The sequence below is a fragment of the Candidatus Tisiphia endosymbiont of Nedyus quadrimaculatus genome, from assembly GCF_964059235.1.
Lineage (GTDB): Bacteria > Pseudomonadota > Alphaproteobacteria > Rickettsiales > Rickettsiaceae > Tisiphia.
Genome location: NZ_OZ060452.1, coordinates 216,133 through 240,324, shown reverse-complemented (window position 1 = coordinate 240,324; position 24,192 = coordinate 216,133). Strand labels below are relative to the sequence as shown.

Here is a 24,192-nt window from a genome sequence, read left to right as displayed (position 1 = left end):
ACTAATTTTCTGGCAATAATATTTCTCTCTTACCAGTATGGTTAGGAGGAGATATTACCCCATTTTGTTCCATTTTTTCAACAAGAGTAGCTGCTCTATTATAGCCAATTCGTAAACATCTTTGTATATAGCTGATTGATACTTTTCGTTCTAATTGTACGATTTGTACTGCTCTTTTATATAAAGTTTCATCACTGCTTGAATCATCTCCTAGACTTTCGCCATTTACTTCATCATCATCTAGTTGTTGGGTCACTGCTGAAATATATTCAGGCATTCCCGTGGACCTTAAATATTGGGTAACCTTCTCTACTTCTTGATCATCAACAAATGGACCATGAACCCTAGTAATCTTCGAAGAATTACCCATATAAAGCATATCTCCCATACCTAGTAACTGCTCAGACCCTTGTTCACCAAGAATAGTTCTACTATCAATCTTAGAAGTTACTTTAAAACTGATACGACTTGGGAAATTAGCTTTGATTACCCCAGTAATAACATCAACAGAAGGTCTTTGAGTTGCCATGATAATATGAATACCTGCGGCTCTTGCCATTTGAGCTAGACGCTGTATTGACAATTCAATGTCTTTGCCAGCTACCAACATTAAATCAGCCATTTCATCAACAATTACTACAATGAATGGTAATTTTTCCATATTCATTGCAATTGTTTCATAGATAGGCTTACCAGTTTCCGGATCAAATCCTGTTTGAATAGTACGCTCTAATATTTTACCTGCCGATGTAGCTTCTGAAATTTTAGCATTATAACCTGCTATATTTCTTACCCCAATATTTGACATTGCCCTATAACGATTTTCCATCTCTTTTACCGCCCATTTAAGGGCTACCACTGCTTTGCTTGGCTCAGTAACCACTGGCGTTAGAAGATGTGGTATGCCATCATAGGTAGATAATTCAAGCATTTTGGGATCGATCATTATTAAACGGCATTCCTCCGGGGTATAGCGGTACAGTAGGGAAATTATCATAGCGTTAATTGCCACTGATTTACCGGAACCTGTCGTACCAGCAACTAACAGATGTGGCATTTTTGCTAAATCTGCAACAAAAGGTTTGCCAGCTAGATCCTTTCCTAAAATCAATGGTAGCATAATACTGTTATCTTGATATTCCAATGTTTCGATTAATTCTCTTAGACAAAAGAATGCTCGTTGTTTATTTGGTAATTCAATACCTAAAACGTTTCTACCCGGTATTACGGCTATCCTAGTTGATATTGCCGATAAAGATCTAGCAATGTCATCTGATAAACCTATAATCCTAGAAGATTTAGTACCTGCCGCTGGTTCAAATTCATATAACGTTACCACTGGACCTTGGCTAATATTAATGACCTGACCTTTTACACCAAAATCCCCAAGAACAGTTAACAGTGTTTGGGCATTATGTTGTAGTTCTGATAAAGTCTCTGCTTTTATATTGGGATCACTAGCTTGTTTTAATAATTCGATAGGGGGCAAGTATGGTAGTTCGCTATTTTCTTTTTTGAATGGAGATTGTTGTTTTAAAAAATGGGATTGTATGTCATTATTTTTTTCTTGTAATGCATCTATTTTATGAGCATATGCTGCTTCTTCTTGATTAATAAAAGGTATCTTTTTTATCAAAACTTGTTTTGTTGACTTGGTATTTGTCGATATTGTAGGTAAAAGTATAAATTTTTTATAAGGTACTAGTTTGAATAATTTAATTATAGCGATCCAGAAAACTGAAAATTTTATTTCAGTCAATAAAAATAATAAAATAAATGTAGTAATAATTAAAGCGTAATCGGCTCTACTGTCGAGTTGCTTGATTATTGGATAAATAATAGTACCTGTTGTACCACCTGCACCTGCCGGTAAATAATTAATTTTTATATTAGTGCAGACTATCGATAATGATATAATTGACAGCAGCATCGCAATTATCCTGACGCTAGCCCATTTCTTCTTTAAACGCCATACACTCAGAGACCAAAAAATACAACAAATTGGCAAAATAAAGGACGCTATACCAAAAAGCTGGTAAAAAAGATCTGCCAAATAAGCACCGAAATGACCTAATAAATTGCTAGGATATTTGTCTGTGACAGAATTAAAGGAAGGATCATTTGGATTATAAGTCACTAGTAATAGAGCAGTAGAACAGCCCACCAACATTAATAAAGCAGACTGCACTCTATTATTAGTAAAAATCCTGTTTATGTAATATAGCACAAAAGTTGCCTAAAAAAATGAACCACTTTGGTCGTTGCCTAAGATCCTCAAAGAACCTGTATGTAAGGTGGAATCCATATATCTGTATAATAGATTCAGACAGGGACGGTTTCCTAATAATAAAAATTATAGTCCCGGGGCAATACGTTAAGCTCACGAACCAAGCAGCCCATTACCTTTCAAACATTGATGTTGTCGTACACGGGATTATATAATATCACTTTCCAATCTTTCTCGCAAGGTCTTCTAAATATCCTGCTATAGTACTTAACGTTTCTGCAAATTTTTCTTCTTCGGGAGGTATATTAGCACCATCAATTTTAGCAATTTTGTTAGTCAAGTTTTGTACTTGTTCCTGTAAACTCAATGCAGACATAACTAATAATAATTCAAATGATGCTGATGGGTTAACTTTTTTTATCTGAGCAATATTTTCATTCAATTTGCCGGCTAGATTATATAATTCTTCTTCTGCTCCTTCACTACATGCGAGTTGGAAAGTTTTGCTACCTAATGTTATTGTTACTATAGACATCTTTATTTTATGTATTTTTATGTTTTATTGCTTCAAGTTCAGCAATATATACGGCTATTTGCTCAAGTATTTTTGCATAATTATCCCTGAGCTGTTTATTTTCATCCTTCAGTTTATTGATTTCTTCATGCTGCCTAGCGATATTTGACAAGAGACCTTCAAGACCTTGATCCACTTCTTGCATTAACTTAAGTAATAAATCATTAGTTATTTTCATTCAGATGATAATATTAAGTGATAAATTATTGGAATTATTATTAATATTAAAACAGAAATAATAATTAGTTGTTTTTTCCATTTATGGTCAAATATCATTGGATCTGACCTATTTCTGAGGTCAATATCTTTTGAAGATTCCTGCTTGTCTTTCTCACTGAGATTTAAAACTATTCCTAAATAGTTTGAATATAATTTAAGATAACCCTTTACATAAACTTCCGCTGGCATCGAACTAAAATTCTCCTCTTCAAGAGCTACCAAATATTGCTTCCTAATCTTCAAACAGCTAGATATTTCTTCAAGCGTTTTACCAGATTCTATTCTCGCTTGTTTTAGGGATGACGACATAACGCATTACTCAAGCTTACGCAAAAAAGTTTCAAATTTCTTGTTTGCTAAAATTAAAATATTTAAGTCAATAGTTTCTTGCAATCTAATTCCTTTTACAAAATCTAGAAAAATACATGCGGAATTTATATTATTATCAATCCATAAATCTAAATCAATATTTAATTTAGAGTTGTTAATTATTTTAGTCAATAATTGTCTTTGTTTATCATATAAGTCATCTTTTAATGATTGAATTGATAATCTGCTCCAATAGGAATCGTTTAGTTGTTTATCACAAGATTTACGAAGCCAATCAATACTAAATTTATTACCAGTAGTGAAATATAAATTAGCAACATCATTATTTTTAGCTTTTGTCTTTTTTGCAATATATATTATATCAAAGACAGACACTAGGCTGTCAAGAGTCGCAATCCTGTGAGCTATTTCATCTGTCACTCCTGATAAAGTATATTGCTTAACTTTATTATCGAATTTGTTTTTTGCTTCTCCTAAAAGAAGATTACCAACCACTTTACTAAGCATTCTAGCTGGTTCATAAAATTCATCAATGGTATTGCTAATATTGATAGGATGTTTTATATGTTTTAGAAACCAAGAGATACCCCTACACATAATTTTAGCAAGCTCAGTGAACATGTCAATTTTAACTTTATGATCTATATTACTTGCTAGAGATTCTACTATAGCCCATAGATTATCTAAATCAAAAATTTCACAGATAATAGTATACGAACGAACTATATCACAAAGAGCAGTCTGAGTTTCACGTTTTATAAGATTAAGTGATGGTCCGCCTAGTTGATTGACAATTTTATTTGTTACAACGGTTCGAATAATTTCATGCTTAAGTGGATGAGCTAAAATTTCCTCACGGAATTTTTCTTGCATTAGTTTTGGAAAATAATTAATCAGATAAGATTCAAAATACTTATCTTTTGAAAATGTTGCTGTTATTAAATCATGATAGACTGAGCGTTTACTATAAGAAAGTAATACACAAAGCTCGGGGCGGGTCATACTTTCCTTATTAATTGCCCTTTTACTAAGTTCTTCCTGAGTTGGTAAGAACTCAACAGTTCTATTAATTAATTTTTCTTCTTCTAAAGTATCAATAAATTGGCTAAATACCCCGATAGTTGAAGTACTAGATAATTGCATTATATCAAGTGCCTGATTTTGTTTATAGTTATCAACTAGGACCAGTTCTTCGACGTGTTTTGTCATAGTAAATAAGAACTTATTACGTTCTTCTAAACTAATCTTCTTAGAGGACATAGCCTGATTAAGAGCAATTTTGATATTTACCTCATGATCCGAACAATCAACGCCAGCTGAATTATCAATGAAATCAGTATTTATTCTCCCGCCTAGCTTGCTATACTCTATTCTACCTTGTTGTGATACGCCAATATTTCCACCTTCTCCTATTACTTTAGCTCTGATGTCTTTACCATTGACTCTAAGATTATCATTTGCCTTATCGCCTATCTCTAGGTGATTTTCCGTTGAAGCTTTTATATAAGTTCCTATACCGCCATTCCAAAGCAAATCAACTTCTGCTTGTAGGATAGCTCTAATCAGATCTTCAGGAGATAATTCGTTAATGTCTATCTTTAGCAATAACTTGGCTTCTAGGGATAATGAGATAGACTTACTGCTTCTCTCAAAAACTCTGCCACCTTTTGAAATTAACGTTTGATTGTAATCAGACCAATTTGATGTAGGTAAATTGAATAGTCGCATACGTTCATTGAAACTAATAATTGGATCAGGTTGTGGATCAATAAATATGTGTTTATGATTAAATGCCGCAACAAGTTTTATAGTATTGGATCTAAGCATGCCATTACCAAAAACATCCCCAGACATATCGCCAATACCAACAACAGTAATAGGGTCTTTTTTTACATCAATACCCATAGCATGGAAATGGCTTGCTACAGAAATCCAAGCTCCCTTTGAGGTAATAGCCATTTTCTTATGATCATAACCTACTGATCCACCAGAAGCAAAAGCGTCGCCTAACCAAAAATTATATTCAGCCGACACACTATTTGCATAATCCGAGAAGCTTGCTGTACCTTTATCGGCTGCGACTACTAGATATGGATCTTCTTGGTCGTAGATAACAGTATTTCTGGGTTGGATAACTTTGCCATCAATTATATTGTCAGTGATATCAAGTAATCCACGGAGAAAATTTTTATAACACTGCACCACTCTTGCCATATATTCTTGGCGAGTCATATTATCATCAGTGAAATTAACGAAAAATCCACCTTTTGAGCCAACAGGTACAATAACTGAATTTTTGGTCATTTGGGCTTTCATTAGTCCTAATACTTCTACTCTATAATCCTCACCTCTATCAGACCATCTAATACCTCCGCGAGCAACGATGCCCCCTCGTAAATGGATAGCTTCAAAATCATTAGCATAAACAAATATTTCGGCAAATGGTACTGGCAAAGGCAAGTGAGGAACTTTCTGCGAGTCAATTTTAAAAGAAAAATAATTTTTACTGACTGTACTATGCTTGTTAGCTGCATTTTTCAGGTCATTAGAGCTAGGCTGATAACAGTTAGTTCTTACAATAGCTTCAATAATATCAAACATCTGTCTTAGAACCTTGTCCTCACTACTGCTAGTAATTGTATTAAGATAGTTAAAGATACTCTCTTTTATAGTTTTTGAACGTATACTCTTCTGCTTTGAAGAATTGGTTTCGCAAAACTGCGGGGTATTCGCGTACTCACGTACTTCATGTACGCTCCGTTCGCTCACCCCTTGTTTTACGTTCCAATTCTCCAAATCATTTGAGTATATATCTGAGAAATTTGCTGGATTAAATTTAGTATCAAACAAATCAACTAACATTTTAGTATATAAAAAATGCTTTATTAAGGTCAACTGAACATAACCCTTACCATAAATAAAGCCAGTTTGGTGTAAATATCTAGTTAATGCTTTAACCAACTTAACTTGCCACCAATTAAAGCCCGATAATACTATTAATTTGCTTAAAGAATCATTAGCTAAAAGTCCAAGATATATCTTATCTAGAGCCTCTTCTACGTTTGCTTTAAGTAAATCAATATCACTTTCAATAGTTATCAATGCGTCAAGAGTGAACTCATATATCCAACTTTCTTCAATATCTCCTGCTCCTTTTATGGCAAAGCTTTGTTCATCTATAGCTTTGAATCCTAAATTTTCTATAGATGGTAGTAAGTTTGAAAGAGCTAATTTAGGCGTTGGGCTGTAAATTTTTAGCTGAGATTCCTTATTATTTACAACAATTAAATTAAATATAGGCTTGTGATAAATACTAGACTCTTTTAAATACTCAATATCTATTAAAGCTGTTTGTCCATTAAATTTTTCTCTATAGTCGATAGGAAAAATTGGGTCAAAAAGTTTAAAATTTACTCCCCCTTGATATTCACCAAATTTTTTACATAACTTTTGGTAAAAATCTTCACTCCAACGAGTGGAGAGTTTATCTAATTCTTGCTCTATTAGTTCAACATCAAAATCAATATTCTTTTTACCTTGTACCTCCAACGTAACAAATAAATATGAAAAATTTTCTACCACTTCTGCAGTATAATCTGAAAGTATTAGACCACTAAGTATATTTGATAAATAATAATTTATGCTACTATGTACTTCTAGTGTCAAACGATCTCTTGGTAGAAATATTATGATATTAATAAACGAACCAGACCAATCTTGTTGAATAAATAATTTAAGTTTTCTACTCGTTATCCCTGAGAGTACGTGTAAACACATACAGTATAAATCACCTTCATCAATCTGTATCAAAGCTTCTTTAGGCAGAGATTGAATTATATTTCTAAGCTTCTTGGTATTATATCCACCAATCGGGAAAGCGGCTTTATCTACAACAAATTTTAGTTTTTGTCTCAGTATAGGGATATCAGTAACTAATTGATAATACATTGCAGAGCTATATAAGCCAAAAATTATACTACCTGAGTGATATTTTTTATCCTGATCAATTTTCTTAATTAAAATATAATCTACTAAGTTACTTCTATGTACCTTTGATAAGATATTAATTTTACCTAAAATAATTAGTTTATTTTCATGTAATGAATTTGCTGAGCGTTCGATAATATCAAGAACCTCACCACTATCTTGCCATATCTTTTTAACACCATCTTCCAATGAAAAATTTTTAGAAGTTAGATCAAAATTAATCATACCTAGAAAAGTAAAATTATCATCTTTTAACCAATCTAAGAAATTTGTAGATTCATGATAATCTAAATGATTGTCATTATATAATTGCTGATTATTTTGGATATCGTTTGAAATTAACGTCACTCTGTTTAAGATTTTAGACCATACATTATAAGTAGTGTCTACCTGATCTAGAACTTCATTTAAAGCCATTTCCAAAGAGCTAATATCTTTTTGATCAAAACTCCCTAGAATAGTGATATGGATTAAAGATTCCTCTCTATCTTTCTTTATATCCAATATTTCTTGTAAGTGACCATCATTGTTCCTTACACAAGCTATAATAGGATGAAGTAAAAATTTAGCTTTTAAATTTAGGCTTGTTAATAAACAAATGATCGAATCAACTATAAATGATTTGTCATCATTCAGTAGCAGAATATTAATTGCAGGATCATTTTCAATTACTGTACTGACAATCTGCAACTTTCTTTTATCAGGCTGTTTTTCTTGAAAGAACTGAAAGGCATTATTTGTAAACTCACCAAATAATTCTTGTCTATCTCTAAATCTATAGTCTACAGGGGTATAAACTAGAAATTTCTGTACAAACTTACTATAAAGAGGGGTGCTATAAAGTGGATTCCCACTTTTTGCTGTACTCAGTGATAAAATTTCTGATTTATAATTAGGCACTTGACAAGTAAGCTTACTTAAAGCTAAAGATGTCTTTTCTATTGTCATAGTTGTTACCAAACTTTATAATTGTTTCATAGTAGATAGTATAATTAAATAAATTACTTAAGCAAGAGGATCACTACTGTCGTGGAAACTATTTTTGCTCAAAGCTCTAAACCAGGAAAAGCTGGTGTTGCAGTCTTTCGTATCTCTGGGCCTAAAAGCCTATTTGCCTTAAAACACTTGCTTAAGAATAATAATATAGAGTTTGTTCCGAGAATTATGTACTGTAAAAAGCTCATAAATCCTAAAAATCAAGAATTAATTGATGATGCAGTTGTAGCATATTTTCAAGCTCCAGCCAGCTTCACTGGAGAAGATGTAGTGGAGATATATACACATGGCAGCATAGCAATTGCCGTAATGCTAAGTGAAGCATTGTTAACCATAGATGGTTTAAGGATTGCAGAGCCTGGGGAATTCACCCGTAGGGCGTTTTTAAATGGCAAATTTGATTTAACTGCTGCAGAAGGTATTGCTGATTTAATTGAAGCTGAAACTGTTTGGCAACATAGGCAGGCGGTTAAGCAAGTTGGTGGAGAACTTGAAGAACTTTATAATGGATGGAGACAAACTTTACTTACCATTATTGGCTTACTTGAAGCTTATATCGATTTCCCTGATGAAGATATTCCACAAGAAATATTAAATAGGGTTATGACTATTAGTGCTGATCTTAAATATGCTATAATAAAACACCTTAACGATAATAGACGAGGGGAGTTACTACGAACTGGGATTAAATTGACTATTTTAGGAACTCCTAATGTTGGTAAATCTAGTTTACTTAATTTTTTGATGCAAAGAGATGTTGCTATTGTATCAAACATTGAAGGCACAACTCGTGATATAATTGAGGGGCATCTAGATATAGGGGGATACCCAATTATATTACAAGATACGGCTGGTATAAGGTCTAGTAATGATCTAATAGAGCTAGAAGGTATCAAACGTGCAATTGAGTCAGCAAAAATGGCTGATATCAAAATAATTATGCTTGATGCTATAAAGTTAAGCAACTCCCCCTTATATTTTGAGGAGATGGCTGATATTATAGATTTAATAGATGATAATACCATAATGCTGGTCAATAAAATTGATCTTTTGGATAAAAGTTTGGGGCATTGTTATCCCTGCGAAAGTAGGAATCTAGATTCCCGCCTACGCGGGAATGACATTGAAGGAAGCAGGGATGACACCGGAGAAGTCGGGAATGACATTATGGAAGATAGATTGCTGTTATTAAACAAAAATTATTTAAAGATCTCTATAAAAGAAAAAATAGGACTGGATATTTTATTAAAGGAAATCGAAAATATTGCCCATAATATGGCAGGTTTAACTGAATCGCCGCATATTACTAGACAACGTCAACGAGCGTGTATAGAAAAAGCGTTGGAATATTTAGAAAATTTTAATATTGAAAATGACTTAGTGCTAGCCACAGAAGATGTTAGAATGGCTATCAGAAGTTTAAGTAATGTTACTGGTAAGATTAGTGTTGAAGAAGTGTTAGGAGAGATATTTAGTAATTTTTGTATAGGTAAATGATCAATGATTCAGAAAAAAGCACAAGAAGTATTAGAGCTAATAGATAAATGGCAAAAATATCTGAAATTACAAAAAAATTGTTCAGAACATACCATAATTTCTTATAAGAATGATTTAGAACATTTTCTGAATTTTATGACTCACTATAATTCTGAAATCATCACCATTACTTCTATAAGGCAAGTGGACATAAGATTAGTACGGAGCTGGCTTTCTAAAAGGCAACAAGATAATTACCTAACAGCTTCTAATTCTAGAAGTTTGTCTGCTATAAAGAATTTTTATAAATATCTAGAGAAGACTGCTAATATCACTTGCCATGCAATTTTTTCCGTCAAAAACCCTAGGAAAGCTAAAATATTACCGAAATCTTTATCGCAGTCAGATGCTCAATTATCCATTGAACATATTGATGATTTTGCTGATTTAGAATGGGTGGAGTTAAGAAATAAAGCCCTTTTAGTGCTTATTTATGCTGCTGGTCTTAGAATATCCGAAGCATTATCTATAACTACATCTCATCTACAAAACTTAGATTTTATAAAAATAACAGGGAAGGGTAGAAAAGAACGGATAATACCATGGACGCCAGTTGCTAGAGATTTAATAGAACAATATTTGAGTAAATTACCTTATAGTATAGATGAAAAAGATCCGATATTTCGAGGTAAAATGGGTAAAAAATTACAAGCTCCAGTATTTAATCGTGAACTGATAAAATTACGCCGCTTCTATGGATTATCAGAACATTTATCAGCTCATTCCTTTAGACATAGTTTTGCCACGCACTTGCTTGAGAATGGAGCAGAGTTAAGGTCTATTCAGGAATTACTTGGTCATAAAAGTTTGTCAACTACCCAGCGTTATACTAAAATTAGTCTAAAACATTTGGAAAATATTTATAATAATGCTCACCCAATATCAAAATCTAATGGGAAACTATTATAATCTTCTTGCCATGCTTTTTAATTATAGGTTATATTATCCCATGTTTGAATATGAGAAGCCTGTATGTCTAAAATTATTTTACTAAAAGGGTATAAACCTTCCAATGATGAAGAATATATGAATCCTCAACAGTTAGAATATTTTAGACAGAAACTCCTTGAGTGGAAAAGTTCTTTACTAGAGGAATCACGAGAAACCTTAACCCATCTCAAGGAAGAAAATTGGAATGAGCCGGATTTGAATGATCGTGCGTCAATTGAAACGGATACAGCAATTGAACTCAGGACAAGAGATAGGTATCGTAAGCTTCTGGATAAAATCGAAGAAGCTTTGGTAAGGATAGAAAAAAATGAATATGGTTATTGTGAAGAAACTGGAGAGCCAATTGGCTTAAAACGTCTAGAAGCAAGACCAGTTGCAACTTTGTGTATTGAAGCACAAGAGCGACATGAGAGTTATGAGAAACAGCATATAGATATTTAGTGTCTAATAGTTAAATAGGTGCATATATGGCATATACAGAGAAAACAAAAAATAAACTAATTATTTTTTTTGATAGATATATGATATTTGCTGGTACAATGGGACAATATTTGTTTTATACTCAGGCCTATAAAATTTTTACTACTAAGAGTGCAGATGACTTATCTCTTGATGGTTTTCTTGTGATAATTATTGTTACTTTGAGTTGGTTAATTTATGGTATAATCCACCATAACATTACAATCATTGTTGCTCAAATAGTTGGATTAGTAGGAATGATAATGGTGGTGATTGGTATATTACTTTATGCTTCTTGAGTGTTTATACTTTTTGAGCGGTCAACACCTGCATTAGTTAAATATGGCAAACAATCGAACCAAGAAGGTTATTTTACTCTTGACTATTTGCCAGCTTACTTTTATTATGACCAGCAGTTTATTTTATAAATAATACAAAAAGGTCTGATAGTTGTGGCTAAAAAAAATAAGAATGTTTTGGTAAGGCTTGTTAGTACAGCTGGTACAGGGTATTTTTTGGTAAAGAAACGCAACCCTAAAACTCAAACTGAGAAGTTATCATTTAAGAAGTATGATCCTGTAGTCAGGAAGCACGTTCCTTTTAAAGAAGAAAAGATTAAATAGTGAAATAGAGGTATATGGCAACAAAAATTCGTTTGGCAAGAGGTGGGGCAAAGAAGCGTCCTCATTATAGAGTGGTTGTAGCCAATGCAACAGCTCCTAGGGATGGTGATTTTTTGGAGAAAGTAGGTACTTATAACCCAATGCTTGTCAGAGGTGATGCAAATCGTGTGGTTTTAAAGTCTGATCGTATAGAATATTGGTTAAGTACGGGTGCTCAGCCTACAGATCGTGTTGCTAGGTTTATTGAAGAAGCTGGTATATTACTCCCGGCATCAATAAAAAAGAAAATGGAAGTTAAAATTAAGAATCGTAAAATAAAACCTCCTAAGAAAGAGTCAAAAAAAGCTTAAGGTAAATAAAAACATGTTCCTCCCGTGAGGGGGGATGTCATTCGAGCTGCGGCAGGAATCTAAACCACCCAAATCGATGTCATTCTCAGCAACGGCATTGCCCGTGTGGATCAAAAAGCCAACGTAAGTAATGGTACTTACAGGGCAAAAAGTATGTCATCCCAGCTTCAGTGCGGGATCTAAAGAAATAGCCTGCAAAGGCTATTAGATATTATGGATTCCCGTCGTTGCTAAGAATGATTGCATGGACGTCCATACCAATCAATGGACTTTGTCCATATATGACATACTAGTGATCCACGCGGGCAAAGCCTTCCTGCTTTTAGCTAGGAATGACATCAACCTTGATAGGTACTTCACTTTAGAGCTTTTTCTTATTTGCCGGATTAGCTCAGTGGTAGAGCAACCGCCTTGTAAGCGGTAGGTCGTCAGTTCAAATCCGACATCCGGCACCAGCTATTTTATAACTATGTTTTCAATACATAAGACAATTCCTTATAGATTTATCAGTTACTTAAAGCTCTATAAATTAGATCTAGCAATTGTTATGTTGGCCTTATTATGTGTGTCAGTTTCGTTGCTAGCAATAGGTAGTAGCTTTAGACAGTTAATTGATAATGGTCTAAAAGCACATTATCTGCAGTCAATTGATCAATCGATATTATATATTACTATTTTAATAATAATTTTTAGTGTAGGTAGTTTTTTCCGTTCTTATTTCATTAATAATATTGCTGAAAAAATCGTGAGTACAATTAGGCAAGAAGCTTACAGTAATATAATTAATTTTGATATTGCTTGTTTTGAAGAGCTAAAAATTGGTGATATCATCTCCCGCCTGACTATAGATATAGAACTTATCTCCAAGTTGATTATCAATTTTCTCTCTTTCTTTGTTCGTAACTCAATAATGCTAATTGGTGGAATTATATTGATGTTCTTTCAGAGTCCTAAGCTCGCTGTGATTGTCATTACCATTATACCATTATTATTGTTACCACTAATGAAATTTGGCAAATATGTAAGAAATTTATCAAAAAATGCTCTCAAGTCGCAAGCCAATATTGCAGCTAATTTAGAGGAAACTGTATCAAATATTTGCACGATACAAGCTTTTAATCAGCAGGCAAATAAAATAGCTGATTTCAATAGGCAAATTTCTGATTATTTAAAGCATACGGCAGATCGCTTAAAAATCCGTTCTATATTTTTCGCGATAGCTATTTCAGTTATACTAGTCTCTATCACTATAGTTATATGGGTAGGTAGCAGAGATATAGTACATGGCGATTTATCATCAGGTCAGATGATATCATTTATTTATTACGCTATAATCGCCGGTATGAGCAGCGGGGGTATTTTTGAGCTTTTAAGTGAGGTACACTCATCTCTTGTAGCCTCAGAAAGGGTTTTTGCTCTTATAGATTATTCTTCCAAAAATCAACACACCAATATCCAAATATGTGATTATCAAGATAATAAGACTTCTAGGATTATAGAGTTTGAAAATGTAAGCTTTATATATCCATCAAGATTAGACAGTTTAGTTATAGATGATTTGTCATTTAAAATAGATAGAGGTAAATTTATTGGTATAGTTGGCAGATCAGGTGCTGGTAAAAGTACCATGATGCAGTTAATGTTAAAATTTTATTTTCCTAAAAAAGGGATCATTAGGATTGCCAAGCAAGATATATCAAAGACTAATGACCAGCAGATAAGGCGTATGATTGCCTATGTCCCACAGGATTCAAGTATTTTCTCTGGTACGATTAGGTCAAATATCGTTTTTGCTAAACCGGATGCTAGTGAAGAAGAAATAATAAAAGCAGCTAATAATACCGGAATAATGGATTTTGTTCAAAATCTTCAAGAAGGACTAGATACTGAAATTGGTGAGAAGGGCATTAAATTATCTGGAGGACAGAAACAACGAATAGCTATCAGTAGGGCAATTCTATATAACCCAGAGATTTTACTTCTAGATGAAGCAATGAGTGCTTTAGATAGTGAGAGTGAACAAAAATTACTGGATAGATTACAAAAAATAATGAAAGAGAAAACTATATTATCTATCGCTCATCGTATTTCAAGTATAGAGCAGGCTGACGAAATTTTGGTAATTGATCATGGACGGTTAATTGCAAGGGATACTCATGCTAAACTGCTTGAAAAATGTGAAATTTATAAAATAATTTGCAAAGAACAGTCAATAAACTTGTAAAAATATGAATAGAGAGTTCGTTAAAACCTTAGTTTTGGATTAAAATTAAAAATTTTAATCCAAAACTGGCTAGAATATTCAGAAAAATGCATTCTTAAAGCGGTTTTGCGAATGCATTTTAATCTATTAGCAAATGAAATATTTAACAATCAGGCGTCAACCCGCTTTAAGCCTGATTGTTTACATTCTCATTCCAATTTCGGATTAATGAAATTAATCCGAAATTGAGGTTTAAAATAAATATATTAACCAAAATGACACAGAGTTATTACATTAATAATATATTTTTATAATAAAGGTAATTCTACCTATTATTTGACTTGAATATTACAAAGTTTAAGCTAGAATCACCAATACAAAAAATGAGGTTTATTATGAAAAATTTATTAACTATTATTCTAACTTTAGCTTTCTCTATTTCTGCTTTTGCTGTAGCTGCTCCTGAGAAAAAAGACCCGCAGCAAGACGAAGTAAACATGGATGAAAACAACATGAACAAGAAAGACACGAAGAAAGAAGAAAAAGAAGAAGTGAAAAAATAAATCCCTTCTTTCTAAGGCTGGTGTGGAGTTTTTCTATGCCAGCTTTTTTGTAATATGATTATTAATCGTATTCAGTCCTTTCAAGGCTTTTCTTTGACAATTCAATTCATGCAGAATATTCCTATTTAAGCTCAATTCGATGTAAGAATTATTAATTTTTATCTAGAAATAATTCGCTGGATAGTCAACGATAAGTCATAAAAGTTTTTGATCAGGCAATCAATTTTATTTATTTGATTATGGGATAGTTTTGAGATAACAGGCTGCGATTCTATCGGTATATTCTTGGTTGTCATATGGGCTTTCAAATATTCAATATCTTGTCTTGTATAATATCGTCTGTTACGTATCTTATGTATAGTTAGGTTTGGTAGTAGCCGCTCTAGATATCTTAGCTGGTGAGAGTGAATATTTAGAAGTTTTGTTACTTCACTAATGGAGTAATATTTCTTAATCTGCATTTTTAGACCTCTTGCATAATTCTACTTCTGCTGGTAATTTGTGTGTCGGTGTGGCACTAGAATTCGCGTTTCTATGCTATTTTTTTAGATACCGCACACCGAAGCAGGAATGACATAAACCCTTCGCAGGGAGACGCCTTAGGCTATTAAACCGATGTCTTATATACTCGAATCAACAATTGCGTTGTCGTTGTCCAAGACCTGCGGTGCTCACGTACTAGTGTACGCTGCGCTCCTCGGCTTGGACACTCCTAGCACTTGTTGATTTTGATCTTCGTCTACCAACTCTTCATTTATGAGCAGTATACCATTTCCCATTATTAACTACGCTAATACTACAGTTGTAGTTACTACCTAGAGCTGTCATTCTTAGCAACGGCGGGAATCTAAAAAAAATAGCCTAAAAGACTATTAAACATTATTAGATCCCAGCTTTCGCTGGGATGACATCGTTTTGACATTAATACTACACTGTAGCGCTAAATAGCGTAGTTAATAATGGGAAATGGTATTACATCGATACTTGAGGTTAACTAATAATTTTAACTTTTTAGTTGGTATAAAACGCATTACCTCTTTTGCTGGAATTATCACTGTCTCTTTTGTATGAAAATTTATGCCAGGCCTAGGTTTTTTTGTGCTAGTACAAAAGCTTCCAAAACCTGCTAACGTCAATCTTTGGTTGTTTGCCATTTGCTGAATATTCTTAAATATTTGATTGACTATTTCCTCGCATATAATACTTGATAGCCCCAGCTTAGATTTTAATATGTGAGCAATTTTTTCTCTAGTAATAGTCTTAGTTGTTACCATCTGATTAAAACCGATCCCCAAGTTATTCCAGCACCGATAGCTGTAAAAAGGAGTATATCACCTTTTTTGATATTACCATAAGATTTAAGAGAAGCGAGGGCTAAAGGGATTGAAGCAGCAGAACAATTGGCATGTTCTGCAACCGTTTTTACTACTTTACTTGGATTAATTTTTAGTCTTTCTATAATTGCATCTATAATCCTTATATTTGCCTGATGTGGAATAAAATAGTTAACATCGTCTATGGTAAAATTATTATTATGTAGTATGTCTTCAGCTGATTTGCTCATTTTTTCTACGGCATGCCTAAAAACTTCCCGCCCTTGCATTTTTATTTTACCGCTTTTGCCATCTGTACTGACACCACCATCAGTGTAAAGAATATCAAAATAACGACCATCCGAGTAAATATTACTATCTATTATACCAGAACTATCCTCACTATGTTGCAGAATTACAGTACCAGCACCATCACCGAATAAAACACAAGTAGTTCTATCGCTCCAATCTAGTAAAGACGACATTTTTTCAGCAGCAACCAGTAATATTGTTCTATATTTTCTAGAGTTAATCAAAGAGTCAGCAACATGTAAACCATATACAAAACCCGAACATACCGCTTGGAGATCAAATGAAGGTACATTATTAAGTCCAAGATAACCTTGTAACTTAGAAGCTATAGAAGGAAAACTATTATCTGGAGTAGTGCTGCAGGTAATTATCAAATCTATAGATGATGCCTTTAACCCAGCATCATCTAGGGCATTCTGACTGGCTTTAAGAGCTAAATGTGACGTATATTCATCGTTCCTAGCAATGTGCCTTTGTAATATACCCGTCCTTGAGCGAATCCATTCATCGTTGGTATCAACCGATAACGATAATTCTGCATTGCTAACAATACGTTCCGGCAAATATGCACCACACCCAAGAATTTTACAAGCCATTTTGGTTTATGCTACTTCTTCATCTTGTTCTTCTTTCTTCACAATAACTTGACGACCATTATATGTGCCATCAGCTAGAGATATATGATGAGGAAGTTTATATTCTCCTGTTTGAGAATCTACTACTACATTAATCTTACCAAGTGCAAGATGAGAGCGTCTCATATTACGTCTTGATTTTGATGTTTTCTTCTTTGGAACTGCCATATAGCCTCTTAAAAATTATACATAACCCCAATTCGGGATAAGAATTAGTTAATTCTTATCCCGAATTGGCTTTAAATAAGGAAAAATGCATTCTTAAAGCGGCTAACGCGAATGCATTTTAAACCTTTCTAAAGCTAAAAACATGATTTTAAAAGATTAAAATCATGTTTTTAGCAAAATATTAATTTAACAATCAGATGCAGAGCCGTCTCAAATCTGATTGTTTCTATACTTCACCGAATTTGGTATAAGAATTGACAAATTCTTATACCAAATTCGCGTACATAGGGTTATTTTATAATCCTGTGCAAAAAGTATTTGTCAAATCGATGAAGCAGTATATTATACTTCCATTGCAAAATCTAGGTATTTCAAACATAAATTTTATGAAATTTTTTATAATTCGGACTTTTCTTGTTTCATCAATATTCTTTACATTATGTAGTTGTCAAACTATAGAATCAAGAGGGCAGTATGTGGATGATAATTTATTACCTACGCTTGAGGAGAGGAGGCTTAGTAAATCCGAGGTAAAAGATTTAATTGGCACACCAACAATTATACCTGACTATACACCTAATACTTGGTATTATGTTCAACGTTCTTTAGCTAGGAGAGCATGGTTTAAACCAAAAGTGATTGAACAAAGAATAGTAAGAATTACTTTTAATAAAAATGATATTCTTGAAGAAGTTTTAGTACTTAATGACTCACATAAAGATGATATAATGTTAATTAAAGAATATACGAAAACTTATGGTACAGAATTAAATGGGCTACAAAAGTTTGTAAAAAATATTGGCAGGTTCAATAAAACTACCGACGGAAAAAATAAGAAGAAACGATAAAATCATACTTGCAATATTTCATAGATATTGTATAAAATAGAACGCTCTGATTCTGAGAATATAGATAGGCTATAGCTAACCCGAGAATGTTTTAGCCATAGTAATAGTGGTAGCCTTGTCATTCGTAGGCTTGCCAACGTGGATCACTAGTATGTCATTCTTAGCAACGGCGGGAATCTAAAGAAATAGCCTAGAAGACTATTTAGATATTATATATCCCGCTACCTTCGCAGGGATGACATACTTTTAACTAAGATATCAACATGCAACTAAAACCTTCTCGGGTTAGCTATACCAAAGAGTTTATGGCCCCTTCGTCTAGTGGTTAGGACGCTACCCTTTCACGGTGAAAACACGGGTTCGAGTCCCGTAGGGGTCACCAGTATCTATAGGTAAAAATGATGTCATCCTTGCGTAGGCTTTGCCAACGCGGATCACTAGTATGTCATTCCCGTGCAGGTAGAGGAATCTATAATATTTAATAGCCTTTGCAGGTTATTTTTTGGATTCCCGCTTTTAGCTAGGAATGACCTACTCATGATCCACGCTGGCAAAGCTATATGCGATCGTAAGAAACAACAATATAATTGTCGAATATAATATATCGCTTGCAAAAACTTGAAAATTGATAAATCAGTTTTCAAGTTTTTATTTTTTTATGTAAAGTTTATGATTATTACATCTTAAGGATTATATGTCACAAAAGATTGGTTTTTGGTCAGTTTTGGGTTTAGTTATTGGTAGCCAACTTGGCACTGCTATTTTGATATTACCAGCAGGTTTAGCCCCCTTTGGTATTTTTAGTTTAGTTGGATGGATAGTATCTTCCTGTGGTGCCATAATAATAGCACTTTTATTTGGCATACTTTGTGCACGATTTCCACAAACAGGTGGACCTCATGTTTATTTAAAGCAGGCATTTGGCAATGATGTAGCATTCTTTACTGGCTGGACTTATTGGGTTATTTCATGGGTTAGTACAGCTGTAGTAGTTATTGCAGCTGTTACATATTTAACACCTTTAATTGGTGTGTGTAATAGTTTTATATGCTTAATTCTGCAAATATTATTGTTATTTGCTGTTATGTTACTAAACTTTAAAGGTATAGGAGTAGCGGGGCGTGCTGAATTTATACTAGCAATGTTAAAATTTATTCCATTAATAATAATACCAGTTATAGCATTATATCAGTTTGATAGTAATAATTTTGTTATGGATAAGAGAACAACTAATTTAACTTTTTCTCAAATTCTTGGTGAAGTAACGTTACTGACATTTTGGGGATTTATTGGTGTAGAGTCAGCAACTGCTCAAGCTGGTTCAGTAATTAACCCATCAAAAACAATACCAAGAGCAATAGTAATAGGTACACTATGTGTGGCTATTTTATATCTTATTAATAGTATTGGAATAATTGGTTTAGTTCCACGAGAAGATTTGATACATTCTAACGCCCCTTATGTAGATGCTACTCAAATAATTTTTGGCGGTCAGTGGCATCTACTTATTTCTTTGATTGCTTCAATTATTTGCATTGGCACGTTAAATGCTTGGGTATTAATCAGCGGACAAATTGCTTTAGGATTAGCACAAGACGGTTTAATGCCATCTTTTTTTGCTAAGAAAAATAAAAATGGAGCTCCAATTTGGAGTTTGGTTGTAAGTTGCATTGGAATATTATTATTATTGATTAGTACAACAAATGAAGATTTGTCAGAACAAGTTACCGAAATAATTAATTTTTCAGTTACTTGTTTTTTATTTGTATATCTAGCCTGTAGTGTAGCTTTTTTAAAATTACTACTAGCAAAGTTAGAAGAATCTTCACTATATAAATGGTTAATTGCCTTCGGATCAATTGCTTTTTGCCTATGGATCATTTGTGAGACACCATTAAAGGTCATAATACCAGCTATCTCATTTATATTAAGCGGAGTACCGGTTTATTTTCTTTGGTATAAAAGGCAATAAATGCTTAAATTTTGTATATTGTTGTTAACTATACTATTATTACAAGGATGTAGCTCCTCATCTACCAATAAGACGCTTTTAACTGTTACCGCTCAGCAATTACAAAAAGATCATAAACTAAATCACGGCACTTTAATTATACAATATAATTTAGCAGCACTAAGTAAAAATAACTGCATCTATGCAAAAGATTTTGGTCTTGTTATTAATGATAGCCAATATAATAAGGCTTTTTTACAAAAGTTTAAAGCCAGCTGTGCTGAGAATATTAATAACCAAGCAATGATCAGGTCAACCAAGATTAAGGACTTACTACTAAAATTAAATTGTAAGTATAAGTTCTTATCTCAAGAAGAATTACGACTTGTTCAAAAAGCTAGTAATAAAAATAGTTCCCATAATATTAATGAGCTAGCACAATTAGATAAGCTAACTACTACTATTCCTATAATGTTACCACAATATAACGTAAAGATTACCAGTCATTATGGCGTACGCAAACACCCTAGGAAAAAACAAAAGAAATTCCATTGTGGGACAGACTTAAAAGCCTATAGTAGTGCTCCTATTTATGCCTCTGCTGATGGAATAATTACTACCATCAGGCGAGAACGTGCTTATGGAAATTTGATAGAAATAAAACATTCAAATAAATTTATTACCAAATATGCTCACTTGAAAAAAATACATGTAAAAGCAGGAGATATGGTTACAAAAGGTCAAATGATTGGGCTGCAAGGGAATAGTGGCAATAGTACCGGGGAACATTTACATTTTGAAATTTGGCTCAATAATAAACATGTCAATCCTTTTGATTTTGTGTCACACGCTTGCAACTGTTGAAAATCTTGCTATAATAGACCTCTTGTAGAATTCGCTCTAGCTCAGGAATTTGTAGGAGAGCCGGAATCTCGATCCGCAGCGTACTCTAGTTCCGTTACGGATTCGAGTCTAGTCCCCGACGCCCAAATTATCAGCAGAAGTAGAATTATGCAAGAGGTCTAATGATTAATCTTCAAAAGCAGTAAAAAAGAAGCCGTAGCTCAGCAGGATAGAGCAAGCGATTCCTAATCGCTAGGTCGGAGGTTCGAATCCCCCCGGTTTCGCCAAATACTTATCAGGGTTTCAGGGGGATTCCTAATTGTAGTCAGGCGATTTTATGCAACTTTTATGCAACTTTGCAACCAATTTATAGTCGCAAAAATATTAGACAAATTTTCTCTCTAACTAATTTTCAGGGGGAGGGAATATGACACAAATATTAACTTCTCCTAACAGTCTTGTAGAGAATCCTGATATCATTTTTTACAATTTTGTGGGTAATTTTATCCCACCTGAGTGGCGTGTCAATAAGCGTTGAAAAATGACCCAGGAAGAGCGTTGAAAAATGACCCACATAAGTCTAGAACTATTGTTTTTTTTTCATACGATAACTTTCATTTCCCGTTTCAATGATATCACAATTATGACAAACTCTATCAAGTAGCGCTGAAGTCATTTTATTACAACCAAATATTTGTGACCATTCTGAGAATATAAGATTAGTAGTAATAATAATTGAAGTGTTGGAATGTATTTTAGATAATAGATGAAAGATAGGCTCTGTCCAAAAAACTGTGTAAATTTCGAAATAGGTTATATATAAAAGTATAACAAAAAAGGAAATTACATGAATAAAAAAACTAATGAATCAATAAAGCAAGCAGTAGATTTATTAATAGATAATGATACAGATGTAAGTACAATACTGAAAGAAGGAGGTTTATTAAAAGAATTGACCAAACGTTTAATAGAGAAGGCACTGCAGTCAGAAATGAATAATCATCTAGGCTATGATAAATACAGTCGTGCAGATAATGATAATGCTCGTAATGGTATAACTAGCAAAAAACTGATCTCCGAACATGGAGCTGTAGAAATAGAAGTACCAAGGGATAGGCATAATACCTTTGAACCCGCAATACTACCAAAACGCCAGAAACGTTTTGATGGTTTTGACGATAAAGTACTATCATTATATGCTAAAGGCATGAGTATATCTGATATTAAGATTCAGTTACAGGAGTTATACAGTGTTGAAATAAGTGAAGGCTTAATCAGCCAAATTACTGATGATGTAATGGATGAGGTTAAAGCTTGGCAGAGTCGACCATTAGAAGAGATATATCCGATAGTATTTTTTGATTGTTTAGTAGTAAAAGTCAGGCAAGATAAAAGGATAATCAATAAGGCAGTATATGTTGCATTAGGAATTGATTTATCTGGTAAAAAAGATATATTGGGATTATGGATCAGTGAAAATGAAGGGGCAAAATTTTGGCTCGGTAATTTTACCGAAATGAAAAATAGAGGGCTAAAAGATATACTGATTGCCTGTAGCGATAATCTTACTGATATGTCTGAGGCAATAGAAGCAGTTTATCCAAAAACAGAACATCAATTGTGTATTGTACATCAGATTAGAAATAGTTTAAAATATGTGTCGTATAAAGATAGGAAGCAACTGTCTAGCGATTTAAAGCCGATATATACTGCAGTAACGGAAGAACAAGCCCATTTAGCTTTAGTATCTTTTGAAGAAAAATGGAATAAACAATATCCACAAATTGCCAAATCATGGTATAATAATTGGGACAATCTAATGATTTTTCTAGGGTATCCTGAGTCAATTAGAAAGGTAATTTATACAACTAATTCAGTTGAATCTGTCAATAGTCAATTGCGTAAAGTAACAAATAATAAGCGGGTTTTTCCTAATGATAATGCTGTTTTTAAAAGTTTATATTTGACAATTGACTATATGACCAAAAAATGGACTATGCCCATTCCAAACTGGAATGAAGCTATGGCTCATTTGATGATTAAATTTGAGGATAGGCTTAACAAAATTTAATGACCTATTTTTTCGAATTTACACAGTTTTTTGGACAGAGCCATAAATTAATAACTCTTTTATATTCATCTTGTATAATTATCTCCATAATATCCTGCGGTAAAGGTGATTGAAATTCTAACAATTTACCACTCACTGGGTGGGTAAAACTTATATACCAAGAATGTAATGCTTGTCGTTTGAAATTTACTAGTTTTTGTTGCACTATATCAGAACTACAACTAACTTTCCTGCTATTCTTACCATAAGTTTGGTCTCCTACCACAGAATGTTTTAAATGACTCAACTGCACTCTGATTTGATGAGTTCGACCGGTAGTAAGTTTACATTCTAACATACTGATTAGACCATTAAAAAATATTTCTTCTGTTTTATAATGAGTAATTGCCTCTTTACCACCAAATTTTAAAATTGTCATTCTCTGCCGTAGCAAACGGCTTCTTCCGATATTATTTCTAATAATTCCTTGTTGTGGATTTATAATACCCCAAACTAATGCTTTATATTTGCGTATAAGATTACGACTTTCTATCTGACTGGCAAGATGTTGATGGGCAAAATTATTTTTGGCGACAACCATCAATCCTGATGTATCTTTATCTAAACGATGAACTATACCAGGTCTTTCCAACCCTCCTATGCTAGATAAAGATTTTGCATGGTGTAATAAAGCATTTACCAAAGTGTCTTGGTGGTTACCACTACCAGGATGTACTGTCATACCAGCTGCTTTATTGATAACCATTAAATCTTCATAGAAAATATCAAGTTTAATATCAGCTTCCTGCATTGTTAAAGGCTCAGGATCTTTAAAAACTACTGAAATAAGATCATTCTCCTTGACCTTAAAGTCGGAATCAGAAATAATCAAACCATTAACTTGTACTTGCAAGCCATTTATGAGCTTTTGAATTTGGCTTCTAGATGTTTTACTGATAAGACTTACCAAAGCCTTATCAAGTCTAAACCCATCTAAATTTTTTGGTACGTTATATTCTTCCATCTACTACGAAATATTTTTTAAATGAATAAA

At 33.2% G+C, this 24,192-nt stretch carries 22 protein-coding genes, 3 tRNA genes, 1 other RNA gene and 1 pseudogene; 15 read left to right on the top strand and 12 right to left on the bottom strand.

The window, feature by feature from the left end; translation table 11 throughout:
• Position 1: 1 nt before the first annotated feature.
• From AB3211_RS01190 to AB3211_RS01165, 6 genes are all read right to left on the bottom strand, one after another.
• Positions 2–2,227 (bottom strand): DNA translocase FtsK, encoded by a 2,226-nt coding sequence (locus AB3211_RS01190; RefSeq protein ID WP_367364396.1) that lies wholly within the window; start codon positions 2,225–2,227, stop codon positions 2–4.
• A gap of 15 nt (positions 2,228–2,242) precedes the next feature.
• Positions 2,243–2,401, bottom strand: a non-coding RNA gene (ssrS, locus tag AB3211_RS01185) — 6S RNA.
• Positions 2,402–2,444: 43 nt separating this feature from the next.
• Positions 2,445–2,762, bottom strand: a complete 318-nt coding sequence (locus tag AB3211_RS01180; RefSeq protein ID WP_367364395.1) for a cell division protein ZapA — start codon at positions 2,760–2,762, stop codon at positions 2,445–2,447.
• A 7-nt stretch (positions 2,763–2,769) separates the two neighbouring features.
• Positions 2,770–2,979: a hypothetical protein gene (locus AB3211_RS01175; RefSeq protein WP_367364394.1), complete on the bottom strand. Its 210-nt coding sequence runs from the start codon at positions 2,977–2,979 to the stop codon at positions 2,770–2,772.
• On the bottom strand, positions 2,976–3,329 hold the full coding sequence (locus AB3211_RS01170; protein ID WP_367364393.1) for a helix-turn-helix domain-containing protein: 354 nt from the start codon (positions 3,327–3,329) through the stop codon (positions 2,976–2,978). The genes AB3211_RS01175 and AB3211_RS01170 overlap by 4 nt, the downstream gene beginning before the upstream one ends.
• A 6-nt stretch (positions 3,330–3,335) precedes the next feature.
• Entirely contained in the window at positions 3,336–8,285 is a 4,950-nt protein-coding gene (locus tag AB3211_RS01165; protein ID WP_367364392.1) for an NAD-glutamate dehydrogenase, read from the bottom strand.
• 81 nt (positions 8,286–8,366) lie between these two features.
• On the opposite strand from AB3211_RS01165, the gene mnmE reads away from it, so the two are divergent.
• The 9 genes from mnmE (at position 8,367) to AB3211_RS01120 (ending at position 15,018) form a co-directional block, all read left to right on the top strand.
• Positions 8,367–9,830: a tRNA uridine-5-carboxymethylaminomethyl(34) synthesis GTPase MnmE gene (gene mnmE, locus AB3211_RS01160; RefSeq protein ID WP_367364391.1), complete on the top strand. Its 1,464-nt coding sequence runs from the start codon at positions 8,367–8,369 to the stop codon at positions 9,828–9,830.
• A 3-nt stretch (positions 9,831–9,833) separates the two neighbouring features.
• On the top strand, positions 9,834–10,778 hold the full coding sequence (locus AB3211_RS01155; protein WP_367364390.1) for a tyrosine recombinase XerC: 945 nt from the start codon (positions 9,834–9,836) through the stop codon (positions 10,776–10,778).
• A 63-nt stretch (positions 10,779–10,841) separates the two neighbouring features.
• Positions 10,842–11,261, top strand: a complete 420-nt coding sequence (gene dksA / locus AB3211_RS01150) for an RNA polymerase-binding protein DksA (RefSeq protein ID WP_341747613.1) — start codon at positions 10,842–10,844, stop codon at positions 11,259–11,261.
• 26 nt (positions 11,262–11,287) lie between these two features.
• Positions 11,288–11,578 carry a SemiSWEET family sugar transporter gene (locus AB3211_RS01145; protein ID WP_341754596.1) on the top strand — a complete coding sequence of 97 codons (291 nt, stop codon included), beginning with the start codon at positions 11,288–11,290 and terminating at the stop codon, positions 11,576–11,578.
• A 153-nt stretch (positions 11,579–11,731) separates the two neighbouring features.
• Complete coding sequence (gene rpmG, locus AB3211_RS01140; protein ID WP_341747615.1) at positions 11,732–11,902, top strand: 50S ribosomal protein L33; 171 nt, start codon at positions 11,732–11,734, stop codon at positions 11,900–11,902.
• A gap of 14 nt (positions 11,903–11,916) precedes the next feature.
• Positions 11,917–12,252 carry a 30S ribosomal protein S16 gene (gene rpsP, locus AB3211_RS01135; protein WP_341757928.1) on the top strand — a complete coding sequence of 112 codons (336 nt, stop codon included), beginning with the start codon at positions 11,917–11,919 and terminating at the stop codon, positions 12,250–12,252.
• A gap of 380 nt (positions 12,253–12,632) precedes the next feature.
• A tRNA-Thr gene (locus tag AB3211_RS01130) sits at positions 12,633–12,707 on the top strand.
• Between the two features lie 23 nt (positions 12,708–12,730).
• The gene (locus AB3211_RS01125) at positions 12,731–14,476 is read left to right on the top strand and encodes an ABC transporter ATP-binding protein (RefSeq protein ID WP_410521610.1); all 1,746 of its coding nucleotides are present in this window, start codon (positions 12,731–12,733) and stop codon (positions 14,474–14,476) included.
• 374 nt (positions 14,477–14,850) lie between these two features.
• Positions 14,851–15,018: a hypothetical protein gene (locus AB3211_RS01120; RefSeq protein ID WP_367364388.1), complete on the top strand. Its 168-nt coding sequence runs from the start codon at positions 14,851–14,853 to the stop codon at positions 15,016–15,018.
• Positions 15,019–15,176: 158 nt separating this feature from the next.
• Here AB3211_RS01120 and AB3211_RS01115 read toward each other — a convergent pair whose 3' ends face one another.
• The 4 genes from AB3211_RS01115 to rpmF form a co-directional block, all read right to left on the bottom strand.
• Positions 15,177–15,479, bottom strand: a complete 303-nt coding sequence (locus tag AB3211_RS01115; protein WP_367364387.1) for a MerR family transcriptional regulator — start codon at positions 15,477–15,479, stop codon at positions 15,177–15,179.
• 492 nt (positions 15,480–15,971) lie between these two features.
• Positions 15,972–16,292 carry an HU family DNA-binding protein gene (locus tag AB3211_RS01110; protein WP_367364386.1) on the bottom strand — a complete coding sequence of 107 codons (321 nt, stop codon included), beginning with the start codon at positions 16,290–16,292 and terminating at the stop codon, positions 15,972–15,974.
• Positions 16,286–17,239: a beta-ketoacyl-ACP synthase III gene (locus tag AB3211_RS01105; RefSeq protein ID WP_367364385.1), complete on the bottom strand. Its 954-nt coding sequence runs from the start codon at positions 17,237–17,239 to the stop codon at positions 16,286–16,288. The genes AB3211_RS01110 and AB3211_RS01105 overlap by 7 nt, the downstream gene beginning before the upstream one ends.
• Positions 17,240–17,245: 6 nt before the next feature.
• The gene (rpmF, locus tag AB3211_RS01100) at positions 17,246–17,446 is read right to left on the bottom strand and encodes a 50S ribosomal protein L32 (RefSeq protein ID WP_341754105.1); all 201 of its coding nucleotides are present in this window, start codon (positions 17,444–17,446) and stop codon (positions 17,246–17,248) included.
• Positions 17,447–17,832: 386 nt separating this feature from the next.
• Between rpmF and AB3211_RS01095 the strand changes: the two genes are divergently transcribed.
• The 5 genes from AB3211_RS01095 to AB3211_RS01075 all read left to right on the top strand — a co-directional run bounded on the left by AB3211_RS01095 (position 17,833) and on the right by AB3211_RS01075 (position 21,375).
• Positions 17,833–18,294: an outer membrane protein assembly factor BamE gene (locus AB3211_RS01095; protein WP_341757935.1), complete on the top strand. Its 462-nt coding sequence runs from the start codon at positions 17,833–17,835 to the stop codon at positions 18,292–18,294.
• Positions 18,295–18,601: 307 nt separating this feature from the next.
• Positions 18,602–18,676: transfer RNA gene (locus AB3211_RS01090), tRNA-Glu, on the top strand.
• 312 nt (positions 18,677–18,988) lie between these two features.
• On the top strand, positions 18,989–20,266 hold the full coding sequence (locus tag AB3211_RS01085; protein WP_367364384.1) for an APC family permease: 1,278 nt from the start codon (positions 18,989–18,991) through the stop codon (positions 20,264–20,266).
• The gene (locus tag AB3211_RS01080) at positions 20,267–21,109 is read left to right on the top strand and encodes a M23 family metallopeptidase (protein WP_367364383.1); all 843 of its coding nucleotides are present in this window, start codon (positions 20,267–20,269) and stop codon (positions 21,107–21,109) included. It begins immediately after the preceding gene.
• Positions 21,110–21,298: 189 nt separating this feature from the next.
• A tRNA-Arg gene (locus AB3211_RS01075) sits at positions 21,299–21,375 on the top strand.
• A 299-nt stretch (positions 21,376–21,674) separates the two neighbouring features.
• On the opposite strand, the pseudogene AB3211_RS01070 reads toward AB3211_RS01075, so the two are convergent.
• Positions 21,675–21,863 (bottom strand): annotated as a pseudogene (locus AB3211_RS01070) (ATP-binding protein); the annotation flags it as partial.
• Positions 21,864–21,935: 72 nt separating this feature from the next.
• Between AB3211_RS01070 and AB3211_RS01065 the strand changes: the two are divergent.
• Positions 21,936–23,159: an IS256 family transposase gene (locus AB3211_RS01065; RefSeq protein ID WP_367364274.1), complete on the top strand. Its 1,224-nt coding sequence runs from the start codon at positions 21,936–21,938 to the stop codon at positions 23,157–23,159.
• Between the two features lie 4 nt (positions 23,160–23,163).
• Here the strand turns inward: AB3211_RS01065 and AB3211_RS01060 are convergent, their stop codons facing one another.
• A complete protein-coding gene (locus AB3211_RS01060; protein ID WP_367364382.1) occupies positions 23,164–24,162 on the bottom strand; it encodes an RluA family pseudouridine synthase in 999 nt (332 codons plus the stop codon).
• Positions 24,163–24,192 lie beyond the last annotated feature (30 nt).